The following is a 15,140-nucleotide window of genomic DNA, read 5'->3' on the forward strand; positions in this document are numbered from 1 at the left end:
GCGCTTCCTCGCGTCACCCCCCCCCCCCCCCCCCGCGCCCCCCCCGACCCGCCGCTCGGGGTGGGGGGGGCGGCGGGCCGGTGTGAGGGGGGCCACTATTACAACCAAAACCCCCCCGCCGCGACAGCATGTCTGTCCGCCCCCGAGGGGCCACCGGACCGTCCGGGCGGTATCTTCACCGAGCCCCTTTGTCCCCACGCGCAGAGGATGCATCCATGGTGAACGGCTCCCCACCCGCCACCGGCGGCGTCACGGAAGGCGGCAGCAAGGACGAGACACAGGCCGCGTTCCGTGCGTTCCCCGCCGGACTCCACGACCATCTCAGACCCTATTTCTCGGACATCACCGAAGAGGTCGTGCGAGCGATCAAGGCGGAGATACACGAGTACGACCGCCCTCGCGACAACACCTACACGCATGTCGTGCACCGGGGCGTCGAACAGGCCCTGGGCGGGTTCCTCGCGCGGATGGCGGAGCAGGACACCGACTGGGAAGCCGTGAAGGCGACCTACCAGCGCATCGGCCGGGGCGAGGCCGACGAGGGACGCAGCCTCGACGCCTTCCAGGCCGCGCTCCGCCTGGGCGCCCGCGTCACCTGGCGCAAGGTCAACGCCCTCGTCGACGCCGAGCGACTGCCCCGGCACGTGCTCGCCGCCTTCGGTGAGGCACTCTTCCTGCACCTGGACGAAATGGCCGCCGCGACCACCATCGGCTACACCGAGGCACGGCTGCACGCGGCCGGTGAACTCCAACTGCGCCGCACCCGCCTCATCGACCTGCTGACGGCCGACCCCGCCGCCTCCACCGACGCCATCACGGACCTCGCCCATATCGCCCAGTGGCCCGTCCCACGCGAACTCGCTGTCGTAGTCGTCGACCACGCGAGGGTGCCGGAGGCGGCGCGCCCCATCGTCCCGCCGGAGTTCCTGGCCTGTTTCGACGCGCAGCCCGGCGTCATGGTCGTTCCCGACCCGGAGGGCCCCGGCCGCGGCCGGGCCATCGCCGGGGCCCTGAGCGGACTGCGTGCCGCGGTCGGCCCGACCGTCGCCCTGGACGAGGGAGCCCGCTCGCTGCGATGGGCGCTGGACGCCCTGGAGCTGGCGCGGCGCGGAATCCTGCCCTCGGGCGGGGTGGTGCGGTGCGTGGACCACCTCGCCACGCTGCTGCTCTTCCGGGACGAGGCACTGGTGGACGCGATAGCCCGGCGCCATCTGCGTCCGCTCGAGGCCATCCGGTCCCCGCAGCGCGAACGCCTCGCCGAGACGCTGCTCTGCTGGCTCCAGTGCGGTCACAACGCCAGCGAGGTCGCGGGCCGGCTGGCAGTCCACCCCCAGACCGTCCGCTACCGCCTGCGCCAGCTGGACGAGGTGTTCGGCGACCGCCTCCATGACCCGGCGGCGCAGTTCGAGATGCAACTGGCGCTGCGCGCCCTCAGCATGCGCCCCGACGGGGCCTGAGGGCGGCGGGCCGGGAGCCGGACGGAAGGCTCCGCTGCTCAGGAGGGCCGTACGGCGAGTGCGTCCAGGGCCGTGAGCAGAGCGGGCAGTTCAGTGCCGCGCCCCACCGGGAGTATCTCGCCCGGTATCTCGTCCAGCAGCATGAAGGCGATGTCGTCGGTCCTGGCCACCATGGACCAGCCCGGGCCGTCGGCTCGGATCATCCGGGCGTCCCCGGAGGCGAAGGAGGAACGCACCCGGCCGGGCGGCGGCGGGGTACCGACGTAGGCGTGCGCCTCGGCGAGGGCCCTCCGGACACCGGGATGCGTACCGGAGGAGGCGTCGGTGTCCTCCGTGTCTCCACTGTCCTGCGCGGCGTCGCCGCTGTCCTCCGTCGCGGTGGTCTCCTCCTCCACTCGCTCCGGCCCCGGCTCCTGCTTCGGATCGTCCTCGGCGGCGGAGTCCGCACCGGCTTCGTCCGTCGGCGCGAAGGCGCTCTCGTCGTCGATCTGTTCGCGCCAGGCCGTCCACTGCTGGGCTATCGCGTCCGCGCCGAGGCGCCGCTGGGGCGGTCCCCACGCATCGGGGTCGGGCGGTGCCAGCGGCCGTGGATCGTCGCCGTCCGCCTCCGGGTCCGGCGCCGGGTCGTGCGGGGCGGGCACGCCCGGGGCGCAGACCGCCACGTCGAGCGGCCAGCCCGGCAGCGCGCAGACCACCGTGCGGTCGTCGGGCGACAGGTCGTACTCCATACCGCAGTCCCAGGACGCGACAGCGACGGCCACCAGGGACACGTCGTCGACGACGACGGTCCACCTGGCACCGTCGCTGTCCTGGCCCATGACGAGCCCGTATCCGTCGGCGTACGGTTCGAGGCCGAGCGCCACGCACGCCGCCGGGTAGTCGTCTCCGAGAACGCTCGGGAACTGCGCGGGGGTCAGCAGGACCGCGGTCAGCACATACAGTGCGTCTTCGTCGGCGACTGTGTTGTCCGTCCCGGTCACTGCGCCCTCCTCATCCGTCATGGTTGTCCGTCGGCGCACCCTAACCAGTGGGTAACCCGCTCGTCGAGGCCCTGACAAGGCAGAACTCCTGGATCCGGTGCGCCGCAGGACGGTCCGCTCACCGCTCGGCGAGGCCGAGGAGCGTGCGCGCCACCACTTCGGGTGACTCACCGCGCTCACGGGCGAGCGTAAGGACCGCGCGCTGGGCCAGTTCTCCGACACCGAAGGAGAGCGCCTCCGGCGACACCCATCCGCCGGCCTCCTCCATCCGTTCCTGGTCGTCCTCCACCGATGCCGCGATGAAGGTGGCTGCCGCGTCGAACAGGTTGTGCTGCCGGCGTTCCGGCGGCGTCGCGGGAGCGCCGGACCGGCTGCCCTTGCGGCCGGGGGTCACGGCTCTGCGGAGTATGCCGAGCATGTCGGTCATGGGAACCGCCCTTCCGATGTGTGCGTGCGGCACGGGTGTCGTGAGCACGTGAGGACACGTACCGTCCCTGCCGGTCATACGTACTCACGGTCCTGCCCGTCCACGTAGGGTTGGACACTCGACCTGGACAAGAGGGGCGGATCGGTGAAGCGTTACGACCGGCTGAAGGAAATCCAACGCCTCGATCCGGAGCGGGACTTCCTGGAGATCTACCGGATCACCGCCACGTACGAGTTCCCCTGGGACATGACCCGCGCCCTCGAACTCGCCCTGTACCGGACCTATGCCGTGCCGTCCATCGGCCGGCTCCTTGCCGAGACAGCCGAACTGACGACCCGTTCGCAGAAGCGGTACGACGACACCGCGCTGCTTCTGGACGCCGTCGTGGAGCACGGCTTCGACAGCGACCCGGGGCGTGCGGCGATCCGCCGGATCAACCGGATGCACAGCAGCTACGACATCAGCAACGACGACATGCGCTACGTGCTGTGCACCTTCGTCATCACCCCGAAGCGGTGGCTCGACGCCTACGGGTGGCGCCGGCTCTCCCCGCACGAACTGCGGGCCTGTGCCGCCTACTACCGGACCCTGGGCGCGCACATGGGTATCAAGGACCTGCCCCGCACGTACGAGGACTTCGAGCGCACCCTCGACGACTACGAGAGCGAGCACTTCGGCTGGGACGAGGGAGCGCGCGCCGTATCGGATGCCACGCTGGCGCTGATGGCCTCGTGGTACCCGGGGCCCCTGGCACGCGTGGCACGCGGCGCGAGCCTGGCGCTCCTGGACGACTCGCTGCTGCGGGCCTTCCGGTACGAGCGGCCGGGTTCCGTGGCGCGGGGGCTCACCCGGGGCGCCCTGCGGCTGCGGGCGCGCGCGGTGCGTCTGCTGCCACCGCGCGGTACCCCGCACTACGCCCGCCAGAACCCCGAGATCAAGGGGTACCCGGGTGGCTACGAGGTGGCCGCGCTCGGTACGTATCCCACGCCCGGCACGGGCGGCTGCCCCGTTCGCCACCTCAGCCGCCCGGACGCTCCCGCCGAGTGAGGCGAGGGGGCCGGCCGGGGCGCGGGGTGAGGAGCCGGCGGGGGTCAGGCCATGCGTTCGGCCAGGGCGAGGAAGCGGGCCTCCTCGTCGGCGTACGAGTACAGCCGCCATCCCGAATCAGCCAGCAGCGGGCGGAGGTTGCTCTCCGCCCGTAGGTCGTCGTCGGTGAGCGCGCGACCGTGCCGTGCGGCCAGCGCCGCCCGGCCGATCGGATGGAACAACGCCAGCCGCCCGCCCGGCCGGACCACCCTGGCAAGTTCCGCCAGGTCCGGCCCCGGTCGCGACAGGTGCGAGATCAGCCCGGCCGCGAACACGGCGTCGAGGGTCCGCGACCGCAGGGGGAGCCGGGCCGCGTCGGCCTGGATCAGCGGCCCGCAGCGGTCGCGGCCCGCGCGCACCGCGGCCTGCAGCATGGCGGCGGTGAGGTCGGCGCCCAGCACCGTACCCCCGGGGCCGACCGCCGCCCGCAGGAAGGGCAGCGCCCTTCCCGTACCGCAACCCGCGTCGAGCACGGCGTCGTTCGCGCGGAGCCCGAGCGCGGAGACCGCATCGGCGAAGGCCGGAGCGTCGTCGGGGAAACGGGTGTCCCAGTCCGCGGCACGCGCGGCGAAGAAGTCCCGGACATGTGCGTGGTCATCGGCCATACGCACATGATCGCGCAAGGTATCCCCAGCCCGGCGCGGTCCGTCCCCGGGGCCCGGCTCGCTCAGGACTTCCGCCCGATTCCGCGCAACTGCGCCAGCTCGTCGTTCATGGCGTCCAGGAAGCGGACCACCACGGCGAGTTCGGCTTCGTCGAACTGGCGCCGGGCCGTCTCCGTGCTCTCCGCCAGCGGCATGAAGAACTCGCGGGCCACCGCTTTCGCCGGGGCGGCGTAGTGCAGATGCACCACCCGGCGGTCGCCGTTGTCCCGGACGCGCCGGATGTGTCCCGCACGCTCCAGGCGGTCCAGACACGCCGTGACCGCCCCGGAGGTGAGGTCCAGCTGCTCCCGCAGCCTCCCCGGCGTCATGGCCGTCCCCGCACCGGTGCGCTCGGCGTCGAGTATCGCGATGAGCGCCTGCACATCCGTGGGATGCAGCCCCTGGGACTGTGCGAACTCGTGGGTGACCCGATTGAACTCGCTGTTCATACGGCGCAGCAGCACAGCGAAGGACTGGAGCCCGGTGGGCCCGTCGTCCATGCCTCTGTCCGGGCCTCCGTCTGCGGTGCGCATGCCTCCAGAGTAATATCTCTCAATCGTTGAGATAATGAATGATCGAGAGAAAATGATCGTGCGCCGACCTCTGGGGAAGCAATGAAGCCCGCACCGCGGCACCGCATCGTCCGCTGGCTGGTGCCCGTAGCCCTGCTCGTCGTCTGGCTCGGCATCGGCGGGACCCTGGGCCCGTACGCCGGGAAGCTCGGCGAGGTGTCCACGAACGACCAGGCCGCGTTCCTGCCGCGCAGCGCCGAGTCGACGAAGGTCGCCGACGCCCAGAAGGCTTTCCAGCGGTCGGGGACGGTGCCCGCGATCGTCGTCTGGACCAGCAGCCGGGGCCCGCTTCCGGCCGACGCGCGGGCCGCCTCCACCCGGGCGCTCGCCACCCTCGCCGGGAAGCCGGGAATCGTCGGAACACCGTCGCCCGCCCTGCCGTCCGAGGACGGCAAGGCGCTCTCCGGCGTCGTACAACTGCGCTCCGATCTGGGTGACGCGCTCCCGGACACGCTCGACCGGGTGCGTGCGGCAGCGGCTTCGGTGGCGGGCACCACGGCCGGGATCGCCGGACCCGCGGCCAGCCAGGCAGATCTGAAGGACGCCTTCGCGGGAATCGACGGCCTGCTGCTGGGCGTCGCGCTCGCCGCCGTGCTGGTGATCCTGCTCCTCGTCTACCGCAGTCTGCTGCTGCCCTTCCTGATCATCATCAGTTCCGTCCTCGCGCTCGCCCTCGCCTGCGCGATCGTCTACGTCCTCGCGGACCACGGCGTCGTACGCGTGGACGGCCAGGTGCAGGGCATTCTGTCCATTCTGGTGATCGGTGCCGCGACCGACTACGCGCTGCTGCTCACCGCACGATTCCGCGAGGAGCTCGCCAGATACGGTGAGCGCGCGACCGCGGCCGTCGCAGCGCTGCGCCGCTCCCTGGGTGCCGTCACCGCGAGCGCGGCGACCGTCGCCCTCGGTCTGCTGGCCCTGCTGCTGAGCGATCTGACGAACAACCGGGCGCTCGGCCCGGTGGGGGCCATCGGCATCGTCTGCGCGGTGCTGAGCACACTGACCTTCCTGCCGGCGGTGCTCGTCCTGTGCGGCCGGGCCGCCTACTGGCCGGCGAAGCCGCGTCCGGCCGACGAGGCGTCAGGCGGCCACGGCCTCTGGCGCCGGGTCGCGGCGCGCATCGACCGCACCCCGCGCAAGGTCTGGATCTCCACCCTCCTCGCCCTGGTCGCCTGCGCCTCGTTCGCGCCCACGCTGAAATCGCAGGGCGTACCGCTGGACGAGATCTTCGTGAACGACGCCCCGTCCGTCTCCGCGCAGGCCACCCTGGGCAGGCACTTCCCCGGCGGGTCGGGCAACCCCGCCGTCGTCATCGCGGACGCCGCGCACACCGAAGAGGTGACAGCCGCGGCCGGGGGGACGCGCGGTGTCTCCTCCGCGGCGCCCGTCACGGCTTCCGGACGGCCGGGCGCGGGCGCGCCCGTCGTGGTGGACGGTCGCGTGCGCATCGACGTGACACTCAAGGATGCCGCGGACAGCGACGCGGCCAAGGCCACGGTGCGGCGCCTGCGTACCGCCGTGCACGCGATCCCGGGCGCCGACGCGCTCGTCGGCGGCTACACGGCGCAGCAGTACGACACCCAGCAGACGGCCGAGCGCGACCGCGCCATCATCGTGCCGGTGGTGCTCGTGATCATTCTGGTGATCCTGATGGGGCTGCTGCGATCCGTACTGATCCCGGTCCTGCTCGTGGCCACCGTGGGCCTCAACTTCCTCGCGACCGTCGGTGTCTCGGCGATCGTCTTCAAGCACGTGTTCGGCTTCAGCGGTACGGATGCCTCCGTGCCGTTGTACGGATTCGTCTTCCTGGTGGCCCTGGGGGTCGACTACAACATCTTCCTGATGTCACGCGTCCGGGAGGAAGCCCTGGTGCACGGGGCGAGGCAGGGTGTTCTGAGGGGGCTGGTGAGCACGGGTGGCGTGATCACCTCGGCCGGAGTGGTGCTGGCCGCCACGTTCGCCGCGCTGATCGTCATCCCGCTGGCGTTCCTCGCCCAGATCGCCTTCATCGTGGCCTTCGGGGTTCTCCTGGACACCTTGGTGGTGCGTTCGCTGCTCGCTCCGGCCCTGGTGGTGGACATCGGCCCGAGGGCATGGTGGCCCGGTGCGATCAGCCGCCGCGGGGTGAAGCGGCGGGGAGCCGCCGGGGGCGAGTAGACCCGGACGGGTCCCGGTCCGCACACCTCGCAGGGGTGCGGACCGGGACCCGTGGATCCGCGGTTCACCGGACCGGTCGGTCAGACGTTGACGCCGTAGTCGGACGCGATGCCCGCCAGGCCGGAGGCGTACCCCTGGCCGACCGCGCGGAACTTCCACTCCGCCCCGTTGCGGTAGAGCTCGCCGAACACCATCGCCGTCTCCGTCGAGGCGTCCTCGCTCAGGTCGTAGCGGGCGAGCTCAACCCCGTTGGCCTGGTTCACGACGCGGATGAACGCGTTGCGCACCTGGCCGAAACTCTGCCCCCGGCTCTGGGCGTCATGGATGGAGACCGGGAAGACGATCTTCGCGACATCCGCCGGGACGCCCGACAGGTCCACGTTGATGGACTCGTCGTCGCCCTCGCCCTCGCCCGTCAGGTTGTCGCCGGTGTGCTGGACGGAGCCGTCCGGGCTGTTGAGGTTGTTGTAGAAGACGAAGTGCAGGTCGGAGAGGACCTTGCCGGCGTCCGAGCAGAGCAGCGCGCTGGCGTCGAGGTCGTGATCGGCGCCCGTCGTCGTCCGTACGTCCCAGCCCAGGCCGACCGTCACCGCGGTCAGGCCGGGCGCCTCCTTCGACAAGGAGACGTTGCCGCCCTTGGCCAGGGTCACACCCATGTACTTCCTCCAATGATCCAGTGATCCGCTGATCAGTGATTCTTCGGCCGTCACTGTGTTGAACGACGGCCCTTCCCTCGTGGTTCCCTGATTGCGCAAGCCATGAAGTGGTGCGGTGGCACGGAACCCGCGGCCGCTTCACCCACTCTCACTGAGGGGGCGACTCCTCCTTCATGGCCTTCGTCTCACTCTTCAGGATCCGCATGGATTTGCCCAGGGCGCGGGCGGTGTCGGGCAATTTCTTCGAGCCGAACAGCACCAGCACGACGATCGCGACGATCAGCAGGTGCCAGGGTTCGAGGCCGTTGCGCAGCATGCGCTTCACGCCCTTTCTTCGGGTGTCTTCCGGTCAATGTTTGCGGCAGGTGTTCGTGGACAGTGGTTCGGACCGACGATGGACGGGCCCGGTGATCCATCCGGACACCAACACTTGCTACATTGCGCAACTGTACAACCATGGGCGCGATACGGCTCCGCCTCCATGGAAGCCGGACGAACGGGGGGCCGATGCAAGGCAGTCACAAGGCGGCAGGGGCAGGAGGGCGGAGGAGCCGTCTGCGGCGGACGGCCCTCTTCGGGGTCTCCTTCCTCGTTCTGCTGGTCGCCGGAGTCGGCTGGGGGTACCTCAAACTCACCGGCAGCATCGACACGTTCAGCGCCGACGGAATCTCCGGGGACCGGCCGCCCGACACGTCAGAAGGACAGAACGTCCTCGTCATCGGATCGGACTCGCGATCGGGCGCCAACAGCGGGCTCGGCGGTGGCACGGGCGAGGTCGGGCGCTCGGACACCGCCTTCCTGCTCCACGTCTACGCCGACCACGAGCACGCCGTCGCCGTCTCCATCCCCCGCGACACGCTGGTCGACATACCGGCCTGCAAGGAACCCGACGGCAAATGGACGACCCCACAGCACAACGTCATCTTCAACGGGGCGTTCTCGGTGGGGGAGACGGCCGAGGGGAACCCCGCCTGCACCCAGAACACCGTCGAGCACCTCACCGGTCTGCGCGTCGACCACACCATCGTGGTGGACTTCGCCGGCTTCTCCGCACTGACCTCGGCCGTCGGTGGCGTGCCCGTCTGCCTGCCACAGGACATCTACCAGCGCGATCTGAACCCCAAGCGGGCCACCCAGGGTTCCCGGGTCTTCGCCAAGGGCCCGCAGTCGGTCTCCGGACAGCGGGCGCTCGACTACGTACGGATCCGGCACGGCATCGGTGACGGCTCCGACATAGGGCGCATCAAACGGCAGCAGGCCTTCGTCGGCTCCCTCGTGAAGAAGGTCAAGGCCCGCGGTCTGAATCCCACGACCCTGCTGCCCCTCGCCAACGCGGCGACCGACGCGATGACGGTGGACCCTGGACTCGGATCGGCCGACCGGCTGCTGTCGTTCGCCCTGTCGATGAAGAACATCGACCTCCACAACACGAAGTTCATCACCGTTCCCTGGCGCTACCAGGGAGCCCGCGTCGCGATCGTGGAACCGGACGCCGACGCGCTGTGGGCGTCCCTCAAGGCCGACCGCACACTCGACGGGCAGAACGCGGCCGGCAAGGGGGGCACCGGCTCGAAACCGTCCGGCGCGGCGTCACCGACCGCTCCCGTGTCCGGCGCAGGCATAAGCGTGGCCGTCTACAACGGCACCACGGTGACGGGACTCGCTGCGGAGGGGGCACAACTGCTGCGCTCGCACGGCTTCACCGTCACCGGCACCGCCACCGCGAACTCCCAGGACCGGACCGGGACCCTCGTCACCTACGGTCCCGGCCTCCGGGAGAAGGCGGAGACCACGGCCCGGCTCTTCCCAGGCGCACGTACCACGCAGTCCGCCGAAGCCGGAATCCAGGTGATCGTCGGCAGCGACTACGCCGACAACCCCGCTGCGGACCCCGCGTCACCGACGCCGGACGCCGTGCCGTCCGACGTCGCCGACGAAGCCCGCTCGGCCGACGACGACCCCTGCAGCGACCTCTCGTACGGCTGAGCCGGCGCTGCGGACGGCTCAGGCCGACGGCCCGGCCGTCCGCAGCTGCAGGGAGGGGTGCCGGGGCGGCGCGAAACCGAACGACGCGTAGAGACCCGCCCCGTCCCCGGTGGCGTTGAGGTTCACCACCGTCACTGGCGTCTCCCGCTCGAACCAGGTCAGCAGCGCGTCCAGGCAGGCGTGGGCATGTCCCAGCCGACGGCGCGCCGGATCCGTGCTCACGTTGGACACGTGCCCGATGAGCCCGCTCGGGTTGGCCGGGCTCGGAGCATGTGCGTCGCACGCCCCGACCGCGCACGCCACCACGCCCAGCTCCGGATCGTCGACCAGGAACGCGGCGAACTCGTCCCGCCTGGGTATCCGCTCGGTGAACCACCGCGCCGAGACCTCCCGCCAAGGCGCGTGGCCGTCGCCTGTGTCCATGCCCATCTCCGACAGCATCAGCGCACGCAACCGCAGCAGGGCCGAAACATCGTCAGCGGTGGCACGGCGCACCTGTACGGGCCGGACGTGAACCGTCCGCGAGCGGTCGGTGCCCGCCGTGGTCATGAGAGCCCCCGTTTCCGTTCATAGCGGTTGCGCGCCGCCGCGAGACCGCCCGCGTACAGCGCGAGGACGCTCGCCAGCAACAGGTAGTAGAGCGGCGGCAGCGCGCTCATGCCGAGCATCGGGCCGAGCGGCGTGAGCGGCAGAAGGACGCCGACGACCGCCAGTCCGGCCGCCGCCGCCCTCAGCGGCCCGCCGGGCCGGCCCCCCTCAGCGGCCCGCCGGCCGGTGCGCAGGAGGAGCATCACCAGGGCCTGGGTGAGGAGGTTCTCGGTGAACCATCCGGAGTGGAAGGCCGCCTGGCCCTCCGCCCGGGAATCATGCAGAGCAAGGGCGAGCACGGCGAAGGTCGCCAGGTCGGCGGCGGCGTTCAGCAGCCCGAACCGCGTGATGAAGCGGAGGAAGTCCCGCGGCCGCAGCACCGTCGGCCGTCGCAGGACCGAGGGCGCGGGACGGTCGAAGGCGAACGCCAGCTGCGCCGCGTCGAAACACAGGTTCTGCACCAGGACCTGTGCCGGAAGCATCGGCAGGAAGGGCAGCAGCAGACCCGCGGCGAGCATCGCGATCACGTTTCCGAGATTCGACGAGAGCGTGATGCGCAGGTACGTGGCGATGTTGCCGCTGCTGCGACGGCCCGCGGTGATGGCGTGGTCGATGGCACCGAGATCCTTCTCGGCGAGGACGACGTCCGCGGTCTCCCGCGCCACGTCGACCGCGTTGCGCGGACAGATGCCCACGTCGGCGGCGTGCAGGGCCGGCAGGTCGTTGACTCCGTCACCGAGGAACCCCGTGGTGTGTCCCGAGGTACGCAGCGCGGCGACGATCCGGGCCTTGTGCCCGGGGGTGCAGCGAGCGAAGACCGTCGTCCGGGCGGCCACGCGGGCCAGCTCCGACTCGGACAGCGCATCGACCTCCTCGGCGGAGACGACCTGCCCCGGCTCCAGCCCGAGATCCCGGCAGGCGCGGGCCGCCGTGCCCGGGTGGTCCCCGGTGAGGACCTTGACGGCGACACCCCGGCGTGCCAGCACGTCCAGCGCGTCGGCGGCGCTCGGCGTCAGCGCGTCCCGCAGCGCCACGAAGCCGAGAAGGGTCAGCCCGTGTTCGTCCGCCGGGGTGTACGTGCCGAGCCGGGCGGGCCGCTCGGTGCGGGCGACGGCGAGCAGCCGCAAACCTCCCGCGGCCTCGCGCGCAGCCACGCCCGCCAGCCGCTCCCGCTCCTCCGGGGCCAGATCGCACCGTTCCAGAACGGCCTCCACGGCCCCTTTGGTCACCAGCACATGGGTACCGAACCCACCGGGAAGCCGGACGACCGCGGTGGAAATGCGGCGCACCGGATCGAAGGGCAGGGCCGCCACCGCGTCGTACGACCCGACAGCGGTGCGAGCCTCCCCGGCGCCGGACAGCGCGATGTCCTGCTGCTCCCAGCCGTCCAGTACCGCCTCGTCCAGGGCGTCGGGCGCCGGCAGGTCGGCGAGCTGAAGCGTCCACAGCGCGTTGACCGCGGCCCAGTGCAGCACCTGGGGATCGGGTTCCCCGGCCGGGTCGAGCGAGCGGTCGACGACGGGCAGGTCCTGGGTGAGGGTGCCCGTCTTGTCCAGGCAGAGCACATCGATCGCGCCCAGATCGTGCAGCGCGGGCAGCCGTTTGACGATCACCCCGCTGCCCCGCGCGAGCTGGGAGGCCCCCCGGGCCAGCGCCGTCGTGACGATGACCGGCAGCATCTCGGGCGTCAGCCCCACCGCCACCGCGACGGCGAACGGCAGCGTCTCCAGTCCCCTCCCGCGCAGCGCCGCATTGGCCATCAGGACCAGCGGTGGCGTGAGCAGCATGAACCGGATCAGCGTCCAGGAGATCCCCTGTACCGACCGGTCGAACGCACTCGGGCCGCGGTGGTGCGCCGACCTGTCGTATGCGGCGGCGAACCGGGTGTCCCCACCGGTCGCCACCACCACCGCCGTACCGCTGCCGGACGCCACACTGCTGCCCTGGAAACACAGCTGACGCTGCGCGAACACGCCCGCCCCGCCGTCGGGCACGCTGCGCAGCACGGCGGTGCCGCCCTGGGGCTGTCCGGCGTCGGCAGGATGCTTCACGACGGGTGCGGACTCCCCGGTGAGGGCGGACTGGTGCACGGTGAGGCCGCTCGCGCGCAGCAGTTGCACGTCCGCGGGCACGAGGTCACCCGGGCCGAGTCTGATCACGTCGCCGGGCACCAACTCGCCGACCGGGAGGTCGCGGGCCTGCGGTGCCGCGTCGGTGCCGCTGCGGCGCAGCACCGTCGCGGTCGTCGCGACCAGCTCGCGCAGCGCGGCCGTCGCCCGGTCGGCCCGGTGCTCCTCCGCGGAGCGCAGCAGACAGCTGACCACCACGAGCACCAGCGTCACGGACGCCGTGCCCCACGCGTTCACAGCCGCGGAGACCAGGCCGAGGCAGAGCAGTACGGAAGTGAAGGGGTCCCGCAAGGTACGCAGGAAGCGCAGCGGCCAGGGGACCGGGCGCCAGGCTGGAATGACGTTCTCGCCGAACCGGGCGAGCCGGTCCTCCGCGTCCGTCTCCAGCAGCCCCCGGGGTCCGCTGTCCAGCGAACGCAGGACCTGGAGCGAGGTCGGTGCGGTGGGCGGCCGCCCGGTGGCCGCGGGGCCCGCCGTGGCGCCGGGCAGCGGTACGACGGCAGCCGACCGGTCACCGGTTCCCGCCGCTGCGGCGTTCTCAGGCGCCGAGCTCATGGAGCCGTACAGGTTGCGCGGGCGGATACCCGGCACGCTCCGCGAGCTGGCCGACCATGAGGCGGACGACCGTCACCACATCGGGATCATCCACCAGGTACACCTGACGGCGGCCCTCGCGCCGGGAGCGGACGAGACCGGCCAGCTTCAGCTTCGTCAGATGCTGGCTCACCGACGGCAGTGTGCCTCCCACCCGCTCCGCGAGGCCCGTCACATCGCTCTCGCCCTGGGCCAGCGCCCACACGATGTGCAGCCGCGCGGGCGTCGCCAGCAGACCGAAGGCGGCAGCCGCCTGGGCCAGCACCTCCGCGGGCGGGTCCTGGAATCCGCCGCCGGCACCTGTCGACACTCTTGTACTCCCGTCCGCGTGGGCCGACTCCTCGCACCCGAGGGGACCAGTGTAGGCGCCGGAGTCGGAGCTTCCGGGGTCGAGCCCTCACCGGCCAGGATCCATCGTAGAACTGACAATCACATCGGAATATGGGCTCTTCCGGGCAATGAACGGCCTGAAACGGTCACATGCTCACGATAGTGATCCCGGCCCGCGGGTGGAGCCGCTGTTTGCCATGCTGTCGCGGTACTCCTGCCGATGTCTCAATCGACCCGAGACCCGCAAGATGGCTCTGACCTGCTGGTTCGACATCTTCGGGCTCACTGGTGAGAGAAGCTGCCGATGCCGTCCGAGCAAGCCGACAGCACCCACGAGGACACCGCACAGACCAGAGGTGCGGACCCGCGGAGCGATGCCATGGCCCTCAAGATCTTGGTCGCCGGCGGATTCGGGGTCGGCAAGACCACGCTGGTCGGCGCGGTGAGCGAGATCCGGCCGCTGCGGACGGAGGAGGTCCTCAGCGAGGCCGGCCGGTCCGTCGACGACACCGACGGCGTCGCCCGGAAGACCGCGACGACCGTCGCGATGGACTTCGGCCGCATCACCATCAGGTCGGGGCTCTCGCTGTACCTGTTCGGAACGCCGGGACAGGACCGGTTCTGGTTCCTCTGGGACGAGCTGTCCCAAGGCGCCCTCGGGGCAGTCGTCCTGGCCGACACCCGGCGCCTGGAGGACTGTTTCCCGGCCGTCGACTACTTCGAGGACCGGCGGATTCCCTTCGTCGTCGCGGTCAACTGCTTCGCCGGAGCGCGATCGCACGGCGAGATCGAGGTCGCGGACGCCCTCGATCTCGACCCGGGAACGCCCGTGGTCCTCTGCGACGCCCGCGACCGGGATTCCGGCAAGGAAGTCCTGATCCGCATGGTCGAGTACGCGGGCCGGATGCACACGGCCCGGCTGCTCGACTCGATGGGCTGAGCGCCCATGTACTGATCGAGCCCTGTCCGAACCGTGGAGGGGCGCTTGCCCGTAGGTGACCGGTGCGCAAGGCTTACGCGTAAGTGGGGCACGGGGAACGCATGAGCGGGGAGGAACAGAATGGCGCTGGACAGGGGACTGGACTGGCTGCTCGACGATCTCACCAGTCGGGTGGAGCACATACGGCACGCCCTGGTGCTGTCGAACGACGGTCTGGTGACCGGAGCGAGCACCGGACTGGCGCGCGAGGACGCCGAACACCTGGCGGCGGTCTCCTCCGGGCTGCACAGCCTCGCCCGTGGCTCGGGACGGCACTTCCGTGCCGGAAAAGCCCGCCAGACCATGGTCGAGTTCGACGAGGCGCTGCTCTTCGTGACGGCCGCCGGGGATGGCAGCTGCCTGTGTGTGCTCAGCGAGGCCGAGGCGGACGTGGGGCAGGTGGCGTACGAGATGACGCTGCTGGTCAACAAGGTCGGCGAACACCTTGGGGTGGCGGCGCGTCAGGACGGGAGCCCCGGAGTCAACCGGATCTGAGAAGCACGTCGCCCAGCACTGCGGCCCGGCCCGGGAGTTATCCACAGGCCGGGCCGCGGC

15 protein-coding genes are annotated in these 15,140 nt (G+C 71.1%); 6 read left to right on the forward strand and 9 right to left on the reverse strand.

Annotation, left to right across the window (positions count from 1 at the left end; genetic code table 11):
• Positions 1 to 215: 215 nt before the first annotated feature.
• Positions 216 to 1,457 (forward strand): PucR family transcriptional regulator, encoded by a 1,242-nt coding sequence (locus tag ACFVJX_RS01775; protein WP_384125153.1) that lies wholly within the window; start codon positions 216 to 218, stop codon positions 1,455 to 1,457.
• A 38-nt stretch (positions 1,458 to 1,495) separates the two neighbouring features.
• Here ACFVJX_RS01775 and ACFVJX_RS01780 read toward each other — a convergent pair whose 3' ends face one another.
• Entirely contained in the window at positions 1,496 to 2,458 is a 963-nt protein-coding gene (locus ACFVJX_RS01780; protein ID WP_384125151.1) for a hypothetical protein, read from the reverse strand.
• A 97-nt stretch (positions 2,459 to 2,555) separates the two neighbouring features.
• Positions 2,556 to 2,864 (reverse strand): hypothetical protein, encoded by a 309-nt coding sequence (locus ACFVJX_RS01785; RefSeq protein WP_384125150.1) that lies wholly within the window; start codon positions 2,862 to 2,864, stop codon positions 2,556 to 2,558.
• A gap of 144 nt (positions 2,865 to 3,008) precedes the next feature.
• Here ACFVJX_RS01785 and ACFVJX_RS01790 point away from each other — a divergent pair, with 144 nt between their 5' ends.
• Positions 3,009 to 3,911, forward strand: coding sequence for an oxygenase MpaB family protein (locus tag ACFVJX_RS01790; RefSeq protein WP_384125148.1), 903 nt, complete (start codon positions 3,009 to 3,011; stop codon positions 3,909 to 3,911).
• Between the two features lie 44 nt (positions 3,912 to 3,955).
• On the opposite strand, the gene ACFVJX_RS01795 is transcribed toward ACFVJX_RS01790, so the two are convergent.
• The gene (locus ACFVJX_RS01795) at positions 3,956 to 4,555 is read right to left on the reverse strand and encodes a class I SAM-dependent methyltransferase (protein WP_384125146.1); all 600 of its coding nucleotides are present in this window, start codon (positions 4,553 to 4,555) and stop codon (positions 3,956 to 3,958) included.
• Between the two features lie 62 nt (positions 4,556 to 4,617).
• Positions 4,618 to 5,127, reverse strand: coding sequence for a MarR family winged helix-turn-helix transcriptional regulator (locus ACFVJX_RS01800; RefSeq protein ID WP_384125144.1), 510 nt, complete (start codon positions 5,125 to 5,127; stop codon positions 4,618 to 4,620).
• 81 nt (positions 5,128 to 5,208) lie between these two features.
• On the opposite strand from ACFVJX_RS01800, the gene ACFVJX_RS01805 reads away from it, so the two are divergent.
• Positions 5,209 to 7,323 carry an MMPL family transporter gene (locus ACFVJX_RS01805; RefSeq protein ID WP_384125142.1) on the forward strand — a complete coding sequence of 705 codons (2,115 nt, stop codon included), beginning with the start codon at positions 5,209 to 5,211 and terminating at the stop codon, positions 7,321 to 7,323.
• Positions 7,324 to 7,403: 80 nt separating this feature from the next.
• Here the strand turns inward: ACFVJX_RS01805 and ACFVJX_RS01810 are convergent, their stop codons facing one another.
• The gene (locus ACFVJX_RS01810) at positions 7,404 to 7,979 is read right to left on the reverse strand and encodes a TerD family protein (protein ID WP_384125140.1); all 576 of its coding nucleotides are present in this window, start codon (positions 7,977 to 7,979) and stop codon (positions 7,404 to 7,406) included.
• A gap of 148 nt (positions 7,980 to 8,127) precedes the next feature.
• Positions 8,128 to 8,295 carry a Sec-independent protein translocase subunit TatA gene (gene tatA, locus ACFVJX_RS01815; RefSeq protein ID WP_384125163.1) on the reverse strand — a complete coding sequence of 56 codons (168 nt, stop codon included), beginning with the start codon at positions 8,293 to 8,295 and terminating at the stop codon, positions 8,128 to 8,130.
• Positions 8,296 to 8,486: 191 nt separating this feature from the next.
• On the opposite strand from tatA, the gene ACFVJX_RS01820 reads away from it, so the two are divergent.
• The gene (locus ACFVJX_RS01820; RefSeq protein WP_384125138.1) at positions 8,487 to 9,965 is read left to right on the forward strand and encodes an LCP family protein; all 1,479 of its coding nucleotides are present in this window, start codon (positions 8,487 to 8,489) and stop codon (positions 9,963 to 9,965) included.
• Positions 9,966 to 9,983: 18 nt separating this feature from the next.
• On the opposite strand, the gene ACFVJX_RS01825 is transcribed toward ACFVJX_RS01820, so the two are convergent.
• From ACFVJX_RS01825 to ACFVJX_RS01835, 3 genes are read right to left on the reverse strand one after another with little or no spacing between them, the layout of a single operon-like run.
• Positions 9,984 to 10,514: a GNAT family N-acetyltransferase gene (locus ACFVJX_RS01825; protein ID WP_384125137.1), complete on the reverse strand. Its 531-nt coding sequence runs from the start codon at positions 10,512 to 10,514 to the stop codon at positions 9,984 to 9,986.
• Positions 10,511 to 13,237, reverse strand: coding sequence for a magnesium-translocating P-type ATPase (gene mgtA / locus ACFVJX_RS01830; RefSeq protein WP_384125135.1), 2,727 nt, complete (start codon positions 13,235 to 13,237; stop codon positions 10,511 to 10,513). The genes ACFVJX_RS01825 and mgtA overlap by 4 nt, the downstream gene beginning before the upstream one ends.
• The gene (locus tag ACFVJX_RS01835) at positions 13,221 to 13,586 is read right to left on the reverse strand and encodes an ArsR/SmtB family transcription factor (protein ID WP_384125133.1); all 366 of its coding nucleotides are present in this window, start codon (positions 13,584 to 13,586) and stop codon (positions 13,221 to 13,223) included. Before ACFVJX_RS01835 ends, mgtA begins: the two co-directional genes overlap by 17 nt.
• A 324-nt stretch (positions 13,587 to 13,910) precedes the next feature.
• Here ACFVJX_RS01835 and ACFVJX_RS01840 point away from each other — a divergent pair, with 324 nt between their 5' ends.
• Both ACFVJX_RS01840 and ACFVJX_RS01845 read left to right on the forward strand, forming a co-directional pair.
• Positions 13,911 to 14,546 (forward strand): ATP/GTP-binding protein, encoded by a 636-nt coding sequence (locus tag ACFVJX_RS01840; RefSeq protein ID WP_384125132.1) that lies wholly within the window; start codon positions 13,911 to 13,913, stop codon positions 14,544 to 14,546.
• Positions 14,547 to 14,666: 120 nt separating this feature from the next.
• The gene (locus tag ACFVJX_RS01845) at positions 14,667 to 15,080 is read left to right on the forward strand and encodes a roadblock/LC7 domain-containing protein (RefSeq protein WP_384125130.1); all 414 of its coding nucleotides are present in this window, start codon (positions 14,667 to 14,669) and stop codon (positions 15,078 to 15,080) included.
• Positions 15,081 to 15,140: the final 60 nt, after the last annotated feature.

Source organism: Streptomyces sp. NPDC127177 (genome assembly GCF_042672475.1).
Taxonomy (GTDB): Bacteria; Actinomycetota; Actinomycetes; order Streptomycetales; family Streptomycetaceae; genus Streptomyces.

What these genes read in the sequence shown, in the direction of transcription:
- ACFVJX_RS01775 (WP_384125153.1), top strand. Translation starts at nt 216, where the DNA reads ATGGTGAACGGCTCCCCACCCGCCACCGGCGGCGTCACGGAAGGCGGC.
- ACFVJX_RS01840 (WP_384125132.1), top strand. Translation starts at nt 13,911, where the DNA reads ATGCCGTCCGAGCAAGCCGACAGCACCCACGAGGACACCGCACAGACC.
- ACFVJX_RS01820 (WP_384125138.1), top strand. Translation starts at nt 8,487, where the DNA reads ATGCAAGGCAGTCACAAGGCGGCAGGGGCAGGAGGGCGGAGGAGCCGT.
- ACFVJX_RS01800 (WP_384125144.1), bottom strand. Translation starts at nt 5,127, where the DNA reads ATGCGCACCGCAGACGGAGGCCCGGACAGAGGCATGGACGACGGGCCC.
- ACFVJX_RS01845 (WP_384125130.1), top strand. Translation starts at nt 14,667, where the DNA reads ATGGCGCTGGACAGGGGACTGGACTGGCTGCTCGACGATCTCACCAGT.
- ACFVJX_RS01795 (WP_384125146.1), bottom strand. Translation starts at nt 4,555, where the DNA reads ATGGCCGATGACCACGCACATGTCCGGGACTTCTTCGCCGCGCGTGCC.
- mgtA (WP_384125135.1), bottom strand. Translation starts at nt 13,237, where the DNA reads ATGAGCTCGGCGCCTGAGAACGCCGCAGCGGCGGGAACCGGTGACCGG.
- ACFVJX_RS01785 (WP_384125150.1), bottom strand. Translation starts at nt 2,864, where the DNA reads ATGACCGACATGCTCGGCATACTCCGCAGAGCCGTGACCCCCGGCCGC.
- ACFVJX_RS01780 (WP_384125151.1), bottom strand. Translation starts at nt 2,458, where the DNA reads ATGACGGATGAGGAGGGCGCAGTGACCGGGACGGACAACACAGTCGCC.
- ACFVJX_RS01810 (WP_384125140.1), bottom strand. Translation starts at nt 7,979, where the DNA reads ATGGGTGTGACCCTGGCCAAGGGCGGCAACGTCTCCTTGTCGAAGGAG.
- tatA (WP_384125163.1), bottom strand. Translation starts at nt 8,295, where the DNA reads ATGCTGCGCAACGGCCTCGAACCCTGGCACCTGCTGATCGTCGCGATC.
- ACFVJX_RS01825 (WP_384125137.1), bottom strand. Translation starts at nt 10,514, where the DNA reads ATGACCACGGCGGGCACCGACCGCTCGCGGACGGTTCACGTCCGGCCC.
- ACFVJX_RS01805 (WP_384125142.1), top strand. Translation starts at nt 5,209, where the DNA reads ATGAAGCCCGCACCGCGGCACCGCATCGTCCGCTGGCTGGTGCCCGTA.